The 15,670-nt window shown below is 44.8% G+C and carries 11 protein-coding genes; 8 read left to right on the top strand and 3 right to left on the bottom strand.

Features of this window, described 5'->3' with window-relative positions; genetic code table 11:
* The first annotated feature begins 33 nt into the window (after positions 1-33).
* Positions 34-3,180 carry a peptidase MA family metallohydrolase gene (locus tag IE165_RS13695; RefSeq protein ID WP_308434301.1) on the top strand — a complete coding sequence of 1,049 codons (3,147 nt, stop codon included), beginning with the start codon at positions 34-36 and terminating at the stop codon, positions 3,178-3,180.
* 60 nt (positions 3,181-3,240) lie between these two features.
* Here the strand turns inward: IE165_RS13695 and IE165_RS13690 are convergent, their stop codons facing one another.
* Positions 3,241-3,408, bottom strand: a complete 168-nt coding sequence (locus tag IE165_RS13690; protein ID WP_189627205.1) for a GIY-YIG nuclease family protein — start codon at positions 3,406-3,408, stop codon at positions 3,241-3,243.
* Between the two features lie 266 nt (positions 3,409-3,674).
* Here IE165_RS13690 and IE165_RS13685 point away from each other — a divergent pair, with 266 nt between their 5' ends.
* The 7 genes from IE165_RS13685 (at position 3,675) to IE165_RS13655 (ending at position 13,625) form a co-directional block, all read left to right on the top strand.
* On the top strand, positions 3,675-4,448 hold the full coding sequence (locus tag IE165_RS13685; RefSeq protein ID WP_189627204.1) for an XRE family transcriptional regulator: 774 nt from the start codon (positions 3,675-3,677) through the stop codon (positions 4,446-4,448).
* A gap of 102 nt (positions 4,449-4,550) precedes the next feature.
* Positions 4,551-5,015 (top strand): ribosome assembly cofactor RimP, encoded by a 465-nt coding sequence (rimP, locus tag IE165_RS13680; protein ID WP_189627203.1) that lies wholly within the window; start codon positions 4,551-4,553, stop codon positions 5,013-5,015.
* A gap of 2 nt (positions 5,016-5,017) precedes the next feature.
* Complete coding sequence (nusA, locus tag IE165_RS13675; protein WP_189627202.1) at positions 5,018-6,256, top strand: transcription termination factor NusA; 1,239 nt, start codon at positions 5,018-5,020, stop codon at positions 6,254-6,256.
* A 106-nt stretch (positions 6,257-6,362) separates the two neighbouring features.
* On the top strand, positions 6,363-9,428 hold the full coding sequence (infB, locus tag IE165_RS13670) for a translation initiation factor IF-2 (protein ID WP_189627201.1): 3,066 nt from the start codon (positions 6,363-6,365) through the stop codon (positions 9,426-9,428).
* A gap of 109 nt (positions 9,429-9,537) precedes the next feature.
* Positions 9,538-10,581, top strand: coding sequence for a ferredoxin--NADP reductase (locus IE165_RS13665; protein ID WP_189627200.1), 1,044 nt, complete (start codon positions 9,538-9,540; stop codon positions 10,579-10,581).
* Positions 10,582-10,583: 2 nt separating this feature from the next.
* Positions 10,584-11,222 (top strand): NAD(P)H-binding protein, encoded by a 639-nt coding sequence (locus tag IE165_RS13660; RefSeq protein WP_189627199.1) that lies wholly within the window; start codon positions 10,584-10,586, stop codon positions 11,220-11,222.
* 189 nt (positions 11,223-11,411) lie between these two features.
* Positions 11,412-13,625 (top strand): NADP-dependent isocitrate dehydrogenase, encoded by a 2,214-nt coding sequence (locus IE165_RS13655; RefSeq protein WP_189627198.1) that lies wholly within the window; start codon positions 11,412-11,414, stop codon positions 13,623-13,625.
* A gap of 130 nt (positions 13,626-13,755) precedes the next feature.
* Here IE165_RS13655 and IE165_RS13650 read toward each other — a convergent pair whose 3' ends face one another.
* Positions 13,756-14,523: a murein L,D-transpeptidase catalytic domain family protein gene (locus IE165_RS13650; RefSeq protein WP_229826563.1), complete on the bottom strand. Its 768-nt coding sequence runs from the start codon at positions 14,521-14,523 to the stop codon at positions 13,756-13,758.
* Between the two features lie 72 nt (positions 14,524-14,595).
* Complete coding sequence (locus IE165_RS13645; RefSeq protein ID WP_189627197.1) at positions 14,596-15,630, bottom strand: L,D-transpeptidase; 1,035 nt, start codon at positions 15,628-15,630, stop codon at positions 14,596-14,598.
* Positions 15,631-15,670 lie beyond the last annotated feature (40 nt).

The raw sequence follows: 15,670 nt of genomic DNA, 5'->3' as shown, positions 1-15,670 counted from the left end.
TGACCTACTTTTGATAAGAACTAATCATTAATTATGAATACGATCCGAGCATGGAGCCAATTTAGGCTGACGTACAGTGTTTTGGGGCTTTTTTTTATAGCGACGATGCTGCCGACCGTTACCAAGGCACAGTATTTTGGGCAGAATAAGATGCGCTACAAGAAACTGGACTTTGCGGTGAAAGAAACGCCGCACTTTGAGATGTATAGCTACTTGAAAAATGACAGCTTAGTGAAGTGGTTGTCAAAGGAAGCTGAAGTTTGGTATAACTTGCATCAACAGGTGTTTCAAGATACGTTTGTACGAAAGAATCCCATAATTATCTATAATAATCATCCCGAGTTCCAGCAAACCACCGCCATATCGGGCGAAATATCTGTAGGAACCGGCGGTGTGACGGAGGCTTTTAAGCAACGGGTGGTGATGCCGGTAATGCAAATCAATCAGCAGACACGTCATGTATTGGGACACGAGATGGTGCACGCTTTTCAATATCGGGTTTTGATGGAAGGGAAAGACACGACTCGCTTGGAAAGTGTCGCTAATATTCCGCTTTGGATGGTTGAAGGCATGGCCGAATATCTATCCATTGGAAAAAAGGATGCATTCACAGCCATGTGGATGCGCGATGCCTACGCACGAAAAGATATTCCTTCTTTAAAACAACTGACGGAACAATCATATGCTTATTTCCCTTACCGATACGGACAGGCTTTTTTGGCCTATGTTGGTGCCACCTATGGGGATACGGTTATCATGCCCATGTTTATGGAAACGGCAAAATACGGCTATGAAGTGGCAATGAAGCGGGTATTTGGATATGATGCCCAGACGATGTCTACCCTTTGGCGTAACAGTATGGAAACTACCTTTAAAAATTTAGATAAAGACACGGTTTCCAGGCCAATTGGCCAGCCGTTGATTACTGCACGAAACGGTGGCCGAATGAATGTCGCGCCCGCGATATCGCCGGACGGTCGCTATGTCGCCTTTATGTCGGAGAAAGATCTTTTTGGTATCGATCTTTTTTTGGCCGACGCCCACACTGGCGAGGTTATTAGAAAATTAGGAAGTCGAATGACGAATAAGGATATTGATGAGTTTAGCTATTTGGAGTCTGCGGGCGATTTTTCAGCAGATAGCAAGCGCTTTGCATTCAGCGTATTTAGCGGTGGTAAAAATAAGTTGATGGTGATTGATGTCAAAACCGGAAAAGTGTTGAACGTGCAAGCTATGGGGGATATTTTTGAGTTTACCAACATAAGCTTTTCGCCTGATGGTCATACGGTTGCGTTTTCGGGTTTAAAACAAGGGCAGAGTGACATCTACACCTATAACCTGGAAACGAAAGAGTTGCTGCAGTTAACGAATGATAAATATGCTGATTTTCAGCCGAGTTATTCTCCTGATGGCAAAACGATTGTCTTTAGTACCGACCGCGTCGCTTATGAGAGCGATACGCGGTCCGTGGATATTCCGATGGGTTTAGCCCTATTGGATATTGCAAGCAAAAATGTGCGTAATATCGCCGTGTTCCCAGGGGCCAACAACCTCAATCCACATTTTTCTGGTGATGGATCCTATGTCTATTTCTTGTCCAACGGCGATGGCTATCGTAATATGTTCCGTTATTCGCTCTCGACGTTGGCCGTAGAGCAGATGACGGACTATTTTACCGGCATCAGTGGAATTACCGAATACGCTCCGGCGATGAGCATTTCGAATGATGACAATATTGTGTATTCCTATTTTAAGGGGAATCAATACAATATATACAAAGCTAAAGCGGCGGATTTCGAAGCGAAGTCGATCGATGCTACGCGCGTGGATTTTTCTGCGGCGATGTTGCCGCCCGATGTCAATAGAGGTGTAAATGTCGTGAATACCAACTTGCAGAATTTTAATCTGTACGAACGCATCGGTGAATCACAGATCAACCCGGTACCGTACCGATCAAAGTTTAAGTTGGATTATTTGGCTAATACAGGGGTGGGGATGACCGTAGGGTCTCGTTATGGAGCTGGTATGGCCGGGGGTGTTTTTGGTAGCTTTTCAGATATTTTAGGCTACAATCAGATCTTTACAACACTCAATATCAACGGTGAGATTTATGATTTCGGCGGACAAGTTGCCTACGTAAACCAGAAAAGCCGGTGGAACTGGGGTGGGTCGATTTCCCACATACCTTATCGATACGGATTTCGGGGATTTGCGCGGGAAGATTTGGGGAATGGAGAAGAGGTTGTCGTAAACGACTATGTGATTCGCCAATTTGAAACACAGCTGGACGCATTTGTAGCATATCCTTTCAATCGGCATCATCGTTTTGAAATTGGCGGGGCGGTTGCTCGCTACGGATATCGCGCAGAAAAGTGGCGGCAAAGTTTCTTCTTTAACTATGGTGATCGGGAACGCTTATCAAACGAGGAGGCAGCAGCTTTAGGTTTTGGAAACTTGGACCCCTTGAGTGTACAGCAGGCTAGTGCATCTTTCGTGGGCGATAAGTCAACCTTTGGCATGGCAGCACCCCTAGATGGCTTTCGATATCGTATTGGCGCTGCACAATACATCGGCGATTTGGATTTCACTGCCTATACCGTTGATCTAAGGCGTTACCTACGGTTGAAACCTGTCACCATAGCAGCACGGGCTTATTCGTATATTCGTTCGGGTGCCGATGAGAATAGGCTCCGTGGAAATTATATCGGTTACCCTTTCTTTATACGTGGATTTGATGACCTTCGTCCAGAGAAAGTAGGTGACCTGACGTTCAACGATCTGATGGGTGCGCGTGTGCTGGTTGGTAATTTTGAAATCCGTCTTCCATTCACTGGGCCGGAAAAATTGGCTGCTGTAAAATCAGGCTTTCTGTTCTCTGATTTAAATCTGTTTTTTGATGCGGGATTAGCTTGGAATAAAGGAAACAAAATTGTCGGTAGCTTGGAAAAGAAACCTATGGTACAACAAACGGACATTGACAACCAGCCTGTATTTGACGAAGCCGGCGCGCCAATTATGGGATACGATAAGAATTACCGCATTCCTGTTTTCAGTGCTGGGGTTTCGATGCGTGTCAATCTTTTCGGTGCCATGATTATCGAACCCTATTATGCAGTGCCTTTCATTCGTTCAAGAACACAGTTTGGTACTTTTGGATTAAACTTTATGCCCGGCTGGTAGTCCAAATCATGGATAGTGAGGTTGATTATTGGGTTAAGGTTGTTAAGGTCGTTGTTTACCCTAGGCGTAAACAACGACTTTTTTGTCGACTGTTTTAAATGGCGTCGCGTTCAGCGTCAACCAATTTGGGTTTTTTAATCGAATCAATTTTTCCCGCTGCATACGCGTGAACTGCTGCAACTGCTTCCGTTGCGCTTCCGCTTGTTCCTTGTTGTCGAAGTGTGCCATGTACACCACATTGTTAAGCCTGGGGCTATGACTAAACAAGGGTGATGAAACGTTCCTGATTTCAGATAATCTAATGTTTATTTCGGTACAACAGCCTACCTCTAAATAGGTGCGATTACTGTCTGTAATAATGTATACGGTATGTTTTTCCATGCTATAAGGTGTGCTTGTCTACTAATAAATTTGGTGATACCAAACTTAATTACTAATTTTATTGGCACAATAATACTAATAAAATTAGTTTTTTAAAATTTTTTTTCGAAAATATGTCTAATATCGCCTCCAATCTAAAATTCTTAAGGAAGAGAAAGGGATTAACGCAGCAGCAGTTTGCAGATGTTATGGAGATCAAAAGAGCCTCTGTAGGTGCCTACGAGGAAGATCGCGCCGAACCTAAATATGAATTACTAAAAAAGATAGCCGAGTTCTATGACTTGACCATGGATGAGCTTGCACACGATGTTATTGATGAGAAGTGGCGTCCGACCCCGCGAAGCAATGCGTCGAACTTGCGCGTTTTAAGTGTGACGGTGGACAGCAACGAGCGGGAAAATATAGAATTGGTGCCCGTGAAGGCAAGTGCGGGATACCTGAATGGATACGGTGATCCAGAATATGTCGCCGAGCTGCCCAAATTTTCCCTCCCCATGTTTAATCAAGGCAGTTACCGGGCATTTGAAATAAAAGGTGATTCCATGCTGCCCTTGCCTTCCGGAAGCATTATCATTGCGGAGTATGTGGAAAATTGGCACGACGTAAAAGTCGGACAGACATATGTCGTTGTCTCGAAAGAGGATGGGGTAGTTTACAAACGAATCGGTCAGAAATTTAAAGAAGATCGAGGGCTTAAACTTGTTTCGGACAATAAAAATTATGATCCGTATTGGGTGCCAACCGCCGATGTCATTGAGGTTTGGAAAGCTAAAGCATTTATCAGTACGGCGCTACCCGAACCTAATCCGGAGCCTACCATGGAAACGCTCACCGCTATGATGGCGCAGATGCAGAAGACCATTAGTGCCGTTGTGGACAATAAATAACGATTTATTTGTCCGTTTGAAAGAATTTTTATATTTTTGTAAAATCTGAAAAGAGGGGGCATGGTATGCCCCCTTTTTTAATTCAATTATTGAAATATAGCGATGCAAATAGAAGATAGGGTACGTGAATTGGTTCATGAAAAGATTGGAGATCGAGAGGACCTCTTTATCGTTCGGATAAAGATGCATACCAACCGCGTTTTGGAGATCTTGTTAGATGGCGATCAGGGAATAGCGATTGAAGATTGTGCTAAGGTTAGTCGGCATGTAGGATTTCATTTGGAAGAGGAGCAGGCGCTTGATCATGCTTATCGATTGGAGGTGTCTTCACCAGGTATCGATACACCTTTGCTCCTGCAAAGGCAATACACGAAAAATGTAAACCGCGAGGTTCGTGTTAAGACGGTAGATGGTGCTAAGCGGGAGGGGAAGTTGTTGGCCGTGGAAGAACAACACATTGTCGTGGAGGAAAAAGTGAAAGAAAAAGGAAAAAAAGCCGAAATGGTATCGGTCGAAATTCCGTTTGAACATATAAAAGAAACCAAGGTGTTAATTTCATTTAAATAAGAATGAGCAGCAATATCAATTTGATAGACTCCTTTCAGGAGTTCAAGGACTTTAAGAATATTGACCGTCCAACGGTCATTACGGTTTTGGAAGAAGTTTTCCGTAGTATGATACGGAAGCGTTTCGGAACGGATGAGAACGTCGACGTAATCGTCAACCCAGATAATGGGGATTTGGAGATTTGGAGAACACGCGTAGTGATGGAAGACGGCTTTTCTGAAGATGATGATCTAGAGATCGAATTGGCGGAGGCGCATCAGCACGACCCAGACTTGGAAGTGGGGGATGATTTTATCGAACAGATTACCTTGGAAAGTTTCGGACGTCGCGCTATTTTGGCCGCTCGTCAGACATTGGTTTCCAAAATTTTGGAGCTGGAGAAAGACGAGGTATTCAAGAAATATAAAGATCGGGAAGGCGAGCTGGTAATCGGTGAGGTATATCAGATTTGGAAAAAAGAAATCTTGGTTTTGGATGAAGACGGCAACGAATTGATCCTACCGAAAACAGAACAGATTCCTGCCGATTATTTTAAGAAGGGTGATAGCATTCGGGCGGTTGTTTCGAAAGTTGACATGATGAACAGCAATCCGAAAATCATCATCTCTAGAACGGCTCCTGAGTTTTTGCAACGCTTGTTTGAATTGGAAGTTCCAGAAATTTTCGACGGTTTGATCATGATCAGAAAGATCGTTCGTGAACCCGGAGAGCGTGCGAAGGTTGCGGTAGAGTCTTACGATGATCGCATCGATCCTGTTGGTGCCTGTGTGGGGATGAAAGGTTCGCGCATACATGGTATCGTTCGTGAGCTTCGCAATGAGAATATTGACGTGATCAATTTCACGTCCAACCATTCCTTGTATATAACACGCGCATTGAGCCCTGCCCGTATATCATCGATCAAGATCGATGAAGAACGGAAAACGGCTGCTGTTTATTTAAAGCCGGACCAAGTTTCATTGGCCATTGGACGTGGGGGTCACAACATTAAATTGGCAGGTAAATTGAGTGGTTATGAGATCGACGTATATCGCGAAAACGACGAGGTGGAGGAAGATGTGGATATTGAAGAATTCGCAGATGAAATCGATAGCTGGATTATCGATGAATTGAAGCGGGTAGGATTAGATACGGCGAAATCGGTACTTTCACTGACGCAGGAAGAGTTGGTGAGGCGCACGGACTTAGAAGAAGATACGGTGGTGGAAATTGTCCGTATCCTTCAAGCTGAGTTTGAATAGGATGTAAAGTCCACTCTACACTGAAAAAACAATTGTGCTTAAATTGTTTTTTCAGTGTAAAAAAGCATATTTTTGTAGTACTAAAATTTAGAAGGTAAAAAAATAGATGACAGAAGGAAAAAGCGTAAACTTGCTAAAGGCAGCAAAAGAACTTAACATTGGGATAGGTACAGCTGTCGATTTCTTGGGAAAAAAGGGATTCGATGTGGAATCGAAACCTAGTACCAAGTTATCGCCGGATATGTATGCTGTTCTTCTCAAAGAATTTCAAGGAGACAAAATCGTAAAGGACGAAGCCAAACAGATTGTTATTGGTAAAATTCGTCGTGATGAGTCGACTGCTGGAACAGGTGGTGTTTATCCTTCAGAATCTAAAGAAAACGGAGAAGATGCTGCATCTGAATCGCCGGAGATTGTGATAAAGAATGTGCCGCAACAAGAAGTGGAGCACCCTGCCAAAGAGGAAAAGAACGACGAAAAGGCGAAGAAGGATGATAGCGGGCACCTGAAGGTTGTTGGCAAGATCGATCTTGATAGCCTGAACAGGGGGAAATCCAAAAAGGTTGAACCAAAACCGGAAACTACCCAAGAAGCCAAGCCGGTTGAAGAGGTTAAGGCAGAACCTGCGGAAAAAGAAATCAAGAAGCAGCAAGAGCAGCCTGTTGTAGAGATTCCGAAAACGGAGACGCCGAAAGCGGAGGTGGTAGCGGACAAAGTGGAGGAGCCCATGGTAGTGAAGCCTAAAGAGGAACCCAAAAAAGAAGTTAAATCCGAGCCTAAGGCCGACATGAATAAAGAATCTACAGAAAGTAAACCTCCGGTAAAAGAGGAAGCATCTCCTGCAGCAGCTACAGAAACGCCGCAAAATAGCGTGATTAGAGCTCGCTCGGAAACATTGGCCGGACCAAAGGTCGTGGGCAAGATCCAATTGCCTGTTGAACGTAAGCCGGTGGCTTCTTCGTCAAATGCTGCAAACAACGATAATAAGAGAAAGCGCAAGCGCTCTAATAAACATCCGAATGGCCCTATAAATCCAAATGCTGTAGAAGGGCAACGTTCTACAGATAATAGAAATAGTGGTACAGCCGGTGGTGGTAATCCTCATGGCAACAATAGACAAGGCGGAGGTGGTTTCAACCGCACCGGTGGGCAGCAGAATAACAGACAAGGTGGTGGTTTCAACCGCCCTGGCGGGCCAGGCAATCGACACGATAGCCGTGGTAAAGGTCGTCCTTCGGATACGCCAAAAGAGGAGCCTTCGGAAAAAGAAATTCAAGACCAGATCAAAGCAACTCTTGCTCGTTTGAGTGGTGCAGGTAAGTCTGGCAAATTTGCACAGCGTGCGAAACTGCGCAGACAAAAAAGGGATGATATAGCGCTATCTGCGGAAGAGGCGGCTATGGAAGAAGCAGCACAATCCAAAATTTTACGTGTAACGGAATTTGTTACGGCGAATGAACTGGCCAATTTAATGGACGTACAGGTCACACAGGTCATCTCTACCTGTATGAGCTTAGGTATGTTTGTGTCAATAAACCAGCGTTTGGATGCGGAAACATTAGCTATCGTAGCGGATGAATTTGGATACCAGCTGGAATTTATTAAGCCGGAGGATGAAGAAGTTACGGAATTGGAAGAACCAGATAATACAGATAGCCTAATCGACAGAGCACCTATTGTAACGGTCATGGGACACGTTGACCATGGTAAGACATCACTATTGGATTATATCCGTAAAGCCAATGTTACCAAAGGGGAAGCTGGGGGTATCACACAACACATCGGTGCGTATGCCGTGAAGTTGGAAGATGATCGGAAGATTACGTTTTTGGATACGCCAGGTCACGAAGCGTTTACAGCCATGCGTGCTCGTGGTGCCAAGGTTACGGACATCGTCATCATTGTTATTGCAGCAGATGATGCCGTGATGCCGCAAACAAGGGAGGCCATCAACCATGCGCAAGCTGCTGGTTCGCCTATCGTTTTTGCCTTTACAAAGGTAGACAAGCCGGGGGCAAACGCGGATAGGATTCGCGAGCAGCTATCGGCTATGAACATTCTTGTCGAAGACTGGGGCGGTAAATACCAGGCTCAGGAAATTTCGGCAAAAACAGGCGAAAATGTTGAGCTTTTACTGGAAAAAGTTTTGTTAGAGGCAGAGCTATTGGAGTTAAAGGCAGACCCTACGAAACGGGCGGTAGGATCCGTAATTGAGGCAGCCTTGGATAAAGGCCGTGGTATTGTTACGACGGTTTTGGTGCAAGGGGGGACCTTGCGTGTCGGCGATGCGATTTTGGCCGGGTCGCACTCCGGTAAGGTGAAAGCATTGACCAACGAGCGTGGAGAGCGAGTGAAAGAAGCTGGACCATCGACGCCGGTACAGATTTTAGGTATGTCGGGAGCACCTACAGCAGGAGATAAGCTGTATGTCTTGGAAAGTGAATCCGAAGCGCGGCAAGTTGCCAATAAGCGTCTGCAATTGCAGCGCGAGCAAGGCATGCGTGCAACAAAACATATCACGCTGGATGAAATTGGACGTCGTCTCGCCATTGGTAACTTTAAAGAGCTGAATGTGATTGTTAAAGGAGACGTGGACGGATCCATTGAGGCACTTTCTGACTCGTTGTTGAAGCTATCAACCAATGAAATACAGGTCAACATCATTCATAAGTCAGTAGGGGCTATTTCCGAATCTGACGTCTTACTCGCTTCGGCATCGGATGCCATTATCATCGGTTTCCAAGTTAGACCGACCCAAGGATCACGTAAATTAGCGGAACAAGAACAGATTGATATCCGATTGTATTCAATCATCTATGATGCAATCGATGAATTGAAATCAGCGATGGAGGGTATGCTCGCACCGAAATTTGAGGAAAAAATTGTGGCGGAGGTACAGATTCGCGAAACCTTCAAGATTTCCAAAGTGGGTACCATTGCAGGTTGTATGGTGTTGGAAGGAAAAATCAACAGAAACAACGATATTCGTGTGATTCGTGAGGGTGTGGTTATCCATACCGGTAAGCTGGCTTCGCTGAAACGTTTCAAAGATGATGTTAAAGAAGTAGCACAAGGATACGAGTGTGGTCTGAATATCGATCGTTTCAATGATATCCAAGTTGGTGATATTGTGGAAGCATATGAGCAAGTAGAAGTTAAACGTAAACTCTAAAGATCGTTACGAGCAAATAAATAATCCTGGCAGACTATCTGTCAGGATTTTTTTTGTTCGATAAAGCGATCTATTTGCCTATGCTGGAGAATTAGCGTATTTTTATAAGATGTACAAATTCGAGATTTCCCGCATTGTTCAACAACCGAATGAGAATGTAACCATCACGTTTAATGATCTTTCGGGCAGCTATCCCAACCCTAAACCGGGTCAGTTTTTAACGTTATCTTTTCATTTTGGAGACCGAGAGGTGCGTCGTTCTTACTCCTTCAGCAGCTCGGCCTACTACGATGAGCCCTTGGCAATAACGGTAAAACGGGTAGATAACGGAGAGATATCTCGACTCTTGCACCATCGATCTCGCGTAGGCGATATAATCGACGTGCTGGAACCGCAAGGTATATTTTATTACGAACCCGATGTAACGACAAGTCGAACCATTTTTTTATTCGCTGCAGGGGTAGGCGTTACGCCATTGTATGCCATTTTAAAAACAGCTTTGGTCGCTGAAGTCCATAGTAAAGTTGTGTTGATATATAGCAACGGATCTCCAGATCGAACACTTTTTTTCGATGAGTTGCACGCGTGGCAAAAGAAGTATCCTGAGCGATTGGAAATTGTTTGGATTTTTTCCAATGCAAAGAATTTACTGCACGCAAGGCTAAACCGTGAATACCTTTTACGGATTGTCGAAACGCACCTACCGATGAGTAGAGCAGCATTATTTTTCACCTGCGGCCCCGTTTTCTATATGGATCTCGTACGTTTTACCCTCTTGGGTTTGGGCATCCCTGATCAGCATATCAAGAAGGAGACCTTCCATTTCCCCGAAGAAGAGGAGGATGACGATGAGCGCGATGAAGAACCGGTCGATAAAACGGTATATGCTATCACGCTACGTTTTCAAGGGCAAACCTACGATCTCGCTATACCACACAACAAAACCATATTGGATATTGGGCTGGAGAATAAAATTAAACTTCCTTATTCGTGCAAATCGGGCATGTGTAGTACCTGTGTATCACAATGCGTAAGCGGCGGTGTGCGTATGGACTACAATGAAGTGCTGACCGATCGTGAGGTAGAAAATGGAAGGTGTTTGCTCTGTGTAGCTCATCCTATTGAACAAGGCACGGTCATTGAGGTGCTTTAAATATGAGAGCACTTGTAATTGGCGCAACGGGCGCTACTGGGAAAGAAGTCGTTAAACAACTTTTGGAAGATGAACGTTTTACGGAAATCATAGCTTTCGTGAGGCGTCCTCACTTTGCTGAACAGCACAAGTTAAAAGAGCATATTGTGCAATTCGATGCGCTTGAAGCCTCTTCGGATCATATCAAAGGTGACGTAGCATTCTCCTGTTTGGGGACTACCCTAAAGGATGCGGGCAGTAAAGAAGCGCAATGGCACGTAGATCACGATTATCAACTGCATTTCGCACAGCTGTGTCAAGCCGGAGGTGTCCGCCATTTTATTCTCCTTTCCGCGGTAGGAGCGAATCCACATTCCAATTTCTTCTACAATAAGATGAAAGGCGTTTTGGAAATGGAAGTCAAAGCATTACGGTTCGAGCAATTGAGCATCATACAACCTGGATTAATCTTGCGCCCCGATTCGGATAGAATAGGTGAGATTATCGCAGGCAAAGTGTTGGGTTTCTTTAATAGGCTAGGTCTTTTTAAGCAATTTGCAGGAACCAGCACGAAAAAGCTCGCTCGCATCCTGGTACAAGAATCGAAGGACAAGCGGTTGGGCGTCCGTGTGCTCCCCGTAAAGGAATACCAGAAAAGCTGAGAAAATGTGCTTAAGGCTACAGAAGTCAGTGCCGGGAAAATAAATAGGTTGTCGAAAACGCCTTTGTTCGTTCAATTATGGCGTTTTTGCTTTCAAATGCTTATCTTTAGGCGAATTTACACATGTAGCTTTGGCAAAACCAATTCTACAGAACGTCATCAAAAATAAATAGCATTTCAATAGTAAATTATGTCATCTAAAATTATTTACACGAAAACAGATGAAGCGCCATTATTGGCCACTTATTCGTTTTTACCAATTGTTCAGGCTTTCGCAAAAACGGCAGATATCGATGTGGAACTCCGAGACATTTCGTTAGCAGGTCGTATTTTGGCGAATTTCTCCGCATCTTTGCCCGAAGATCAAAAAACCTCGGACGCGTTAGCCGAACTTGGCCAACTAGCCACACAACCGGAAGCAAATATCATCAAGTTGCCCAACATATCCGCTTCTATTCCACAGTTGAAAGGTGCCATTGCAGAGCTGCAGAAAGCGGGATACGCCTTGCCGAACTACCCTGATAACCCAACAAATCCTGAGGAAGAGACAATAAAAGCTACCTATGCCAAGGTGTTGGGATCTGCGGTGAATCCGGTGTTGCGTGAAGGAAACTCCGATCGTCGCGCGCCAAAAGCGGTAAAAAATTACGCGAAAGCGAATCCACATAGTATGGGCGCATGGTCGGCCGATAGCCAAACAAAAGTGGTGTCCATGAGCGACGGCGACTTTTTTGCTACCGAGCAGTCTTTGACTGTTACGCAGGATAGCCAGTTCCAAATTGAATTTGTAGATGAAAATGGCGAGGTGAAAGTCTTAAAGGGACTTTCAAATTTGAAGAGCGGTGAAGTGATCGACAGTTCCGTATTGTCTTTAAGCAAATTGAAAGCATTTGTCGCCGATACGGTTGCGGCAGCAAAGTCTGCTGGCGTTTTGTTGTCGGCACATTTAAAAGCGACCATGATGAAGGTTTCTGATCCCATCATCTTCGGCGCTATTGTCGAGGTATATTTCAGCGACCTATTCGCGAAATATGGCGAGCTGTTTGCAAGCCTCGGGATAAACAGAAACAACGGATTGGGCGAGATATACAGCAAAATTGCAGGTCAACCACAAGAGCAAGAAATCAAGGCAGCTATTGCTGATGCTATCGCTAACGGTCCTGATCTGGCGATGGTAAACTCGGATAAAGGAATTACCAACCTGCATGTGCCTTCGGACGTCATTGTCGATGCTTCCATGCCGGCCATGATTCGGACATCCGGACAAATGTGGAACACAGCCGGTAAATTGCAGGATACGTTTGCGATTATTCCTGATCGTTCTTATGCAGGTGTCTATGCTGCCGTTATCGAAGATTGCAAAGCCCATGGTGCCTATGATCCTAAAACAATGGGGTCGGTACCCAATGTCGGACTAATGGCACAGAAGGCGGAGGAATACGGATCGCACGACAAAACTTTTCAGGCTAGTACAAAGGGAGAGATTCGTGTGGTAGATGCCAAAGGGCAAATACTTATGGCACATGCTGTAGAGGAAGGCGACATTTTCCGTATGTGTCAAACGAAAGATGCTCCAATACAAGATTGGGTTAAACTAGCAGTCAATCGTGCGCGTTTGTCTGATACGCCAGCCGTCTTTTGGTTGGATGAAGCGCGTGCTCACGATCGGGAGATTATAAAAAAAGTACATACTTACTTAGCCGATCACGATACCACAGGATTGGATATCCGCATTTTAGCGCCGGTAGAAGCGACTAAATTTTCGGTAGCGCGCATTCGTGAGGGACAGGATACGATTTCTGTAACCGGAAATGTGCTACGTGACTACCTAACGGATTTGTTCCCTATTTTAGAAGTCGGTACATCTGCTAAAATGCTTTCTATTGTCCCTCTGATGAATGGTGGTGGTTTATTCGAAACCGGTGCTGGAGGGTCTGCTCCTAAGCATGTGGAGCAATTCCAACAGGAAGGCTATTTGCGTTGGGATTCGCTAGGCGAATTTCTTGCCCTCGGAGCTTCTTTCGAACATCTGTCGCAAACGCAAGGCAATGCGAAAGCCCAAGTTTTGGCTAATGCGCTGGATGTTGCAACGGAGAAGTTCTTGGCAAACGATAAATCGCCCGCGCGCCGTGTAGGACAGCTTGACAATCGCGGATCGCATTTTTATTTAACACTGTACTGGGCAGAAGCATTAGCTGCACAAACGGAAGATCCGGCGTTGGCGGCTAAGTTTTCTCCCTTGGCGAAATCATTGCAAGAAAACGAAGGCCAAATCAATGAAGAGTTGATTGCGGCACAGGGCAAAGCCCAAGATATTGGTGGCTATTATTTTCCGAACGATGCGTTAGCGACAAAAGCTATGCGTCCTTCAGAGACATGGAATGCTGCGATCGACAGCCTGTAATGGGTGCCGACACCAAACAATAAACAAACGCCTGCTCCATAAAGCAGGCGTTTGTTGTTAATTGGCATTCCTAGTTTGTTCGTAGAACACCGGAAATATTCCCGGTGTAAAACGTGCGGCATGTTTAGAACTAGTACAAGTGTTTATCGGTATCCTTCAGGTCTTCGGACCGCGCAAGCATGCCACGTTTAGACACCGATGACAGAACTTTGGTTTGTGCCATATAATCTTTGTTCTCGGCATATATATAAAGCAGGGTGCCACCCTTAATGGTATTGATGATAGGTTTGGTCACCGCTCTTGGTAAAGCGGGACATCCGTAGCTTCTACCAAGGCGGCCCGTCGCTTTGATCATGGATTCGCTGCAATAGTCTGCACCGTGTACAACCACGGCACGTGCTTTAGCCTGATCGTTGATTCCTTTTTCCAACCCATTTAATACCAAAGAATATCCGTTGCCCCCTTGGTACGTGTTTTGGGTCTCGTAAAAGCCTAGCGAACTTTGGTAAGAGCCATGTTTATTAGAAAACGATTTCGCAAACTTCTCACCGGAATTTTTACCGTGCGAGACAATAGTGTGAAACAACACTTTTTCGTGTTTCATATCGAGCACAACCATCCTTTTGTCAGTAGATGGTAAAGTAAAATCAATAACTGTCAAGATATTATCCTTCTTAGGATGCAGCAATCGATACCCTTCAAGCGCTTGGCTAAACGCTTCGAATTTTAGTATAGCCGCCAAGTTCATCTTGTCATAGAGCAGCTCACTGGCTGATTTTTTCTCGGTTAATTTTTCTGTTATAGGCTTGGTTGAACCTGTCTTTAAATCTTCGGAAAGTGTGGTTGGTATATAACTCACAAACAATCCTGTCAACAATACAAAAAATAAATAACGCATACACACAAATCTTTAATCCAATACCAAAATTAGTAATAAATTATGAATCAAAGTGTTAAATTAGTGTAAAGATCATTCAATAACAATGACCAGGGCGTTAAATACCTTTGCCCAATCAAAAACGAATTTGGCATGGGAAGAGGCATTCCGTACGCACATGTGGGATCGTGGCGTTGTGCCCAATGACCAGCTGGACTCGATAATTGCGCCCTTTGGATTATTGACAGGCACGCCGTGTACGTACGCACCATTTGTAAAGCGGCTAGCATAGGGTGCATAGCCTTCAATGGATGTGCTGCCATCTTTGTAATAGTACATTTTGGTTTTCTTCTCCTGCACTACAAAAATACCTGTTGGTGTTTCTTGGGCGTAAGGCGGTTTGTGTTGGCCGGTGGTCGCTGGATTCATACTTTTAATAGCCCACTTGCAATCGCCTGTACGTTCCACCGTCAAGATATTTTGATTCGTTACATCCACAAAAACGACATGATGAAATGCAACGGAATCGCCGATCGTTTTGATATAACGTTTTGGTACTTGCCAAGCGCCTTCGAACGATACACCTTCCACTTGAACCATATCCAAGGTGTCGCTGCTCTTCAATTTCGCAAGGGTACCGTCTCGCCCATAAATACGAGGCCGATCTGTCTCACCCAACGCAAAAAGTGGAGCCGATTGGTAGCGCTCGGTTCCAAGCGAATCGGAGATGCGTGTATATTCATTTCGATGGAATGATTTAACGAGCGGCGCCTCTTGATTCTGATTTTTGCGATTTTGCAACACCACGTACGATGCTGGTGCCCGCTGGAAGTTCTCTACGAATGCTAGCTTTTCCTTTATTTTATCCAATTGGAAAATCCTAGTCGTATCTTTATAGGGGTAGCTTTCCGCTAACGTATGTTTGTCATAGGCTAGATCTTTATCGAGCTCGATATCATCCGCTGTCCTTGGCTTCTTCCTAGCTTCTTCTTCGGCTTTCTTTATCGTTTCCAACGAGTCCAATCGACGCTGTTCGGCCGGATCTGAGCTTTTGGGTTCTTTTTGTCGGTTACAGGAGGCGCCTGCCAAGCAGCAGGTCAGCAAAATAAGCTTAACGTATAATTTCATGCAGGATCACAATCTTTTGATGGCTAATTCTATCAAATAT

It is taken from the genome of Sphingobacterium griseoflavum, assembly GCF_014653155.1.
Lineage (GTDB): Bacteria > Bacteroidota > Bacteroidia > Sphingobacteriales > Sphingobacteriaceae > Sphingobacterium > Sphingobacterium griseoflavum.
The sequence above is the reverse complement of the archived record's forward strand: the minus strand, read 5'-3'. Positions and strand labels throughout refer to the sequence as shown.

Excerpts from the sequence above, each read along its gene's own strand:
- IE165_RS13695 (WP_308434301.1), top strand. The coding sequence starts at position 34 with ATGAATACGATCCGAGCATGGAGCCAATTTAGGCTGACGTACAGTGTT.
- IE165_RS13690 (WP_189627205.1), bottom strand. The coding sequence starts at position 3,408 with ATGGCACACTTCGACAACAAGGAACAAGCGGAAGCGCAACGGAAGCAG.
- IE165_RS13685 (WP_189627204.1), top strand. The coding sequence starts at position 3,675 with ATGTCTAATATCGCCTCCAATCTAAAATTCTTAAGGAAGAGAAAGGGA.
- rimP (WP_189627203.1), top strand. The coding sequence starts at position 4,551 with ATGCAAATAGAAGATAGGGTACGTGAATTGGTTCATGAAAAGATTGGA.
- nusA (WP_189627202.1), top strand. The coding sequence starts at position 5,018 with ATGAGCAGCAATATCAATTTGATAGACTCCTTTCAGGAGTTCAAGGAC.
- infB (WP_189627201.1), top strand. The coding sequence starts at position 6,363 with ATGACAGAAGGAAAAAGCGTAAACTTGCTAAAGGCAGCAAAAGAACTT.
- IE165_RS13665 (WP_189627200.1), top strand. The coding sequence starts at position 9,538 with ATGTACAAATTCGAGATTTCCCGCATTGTTCAACAACCGAATGAGAAT.
- IE165_RS13660 (WP_189627199.1), top strand. The coding sequence starts at position 10,584 with ATGAGAGCACTTGTAATTGGCGCAACGGGCGCTACTGGGAAAGAAGTC.
- IE165_RS13655 (WP_189627198.1), top strand. The coding sequence starts at position 11,412 with ATGTCATCTAAAATTATTTACACGAAAACAGATGAAGCGCCATTATTG.
- IE165_RS13650 (WP_229826563.1), bottom strand. The coding sequence starts at position 14,523 with ATGCGTTATTTATTTTTTGTATTGTTGACAGGATTGTTTGTGAGTTAT.
- IE165_RS13645 (WP_189627197.1), bottom strand. The coding sequence starts at position 15,630 with ATGAAATTATACGTTAAGCTTATTTTGCTGACCTGCTGCTTGGCAGGC.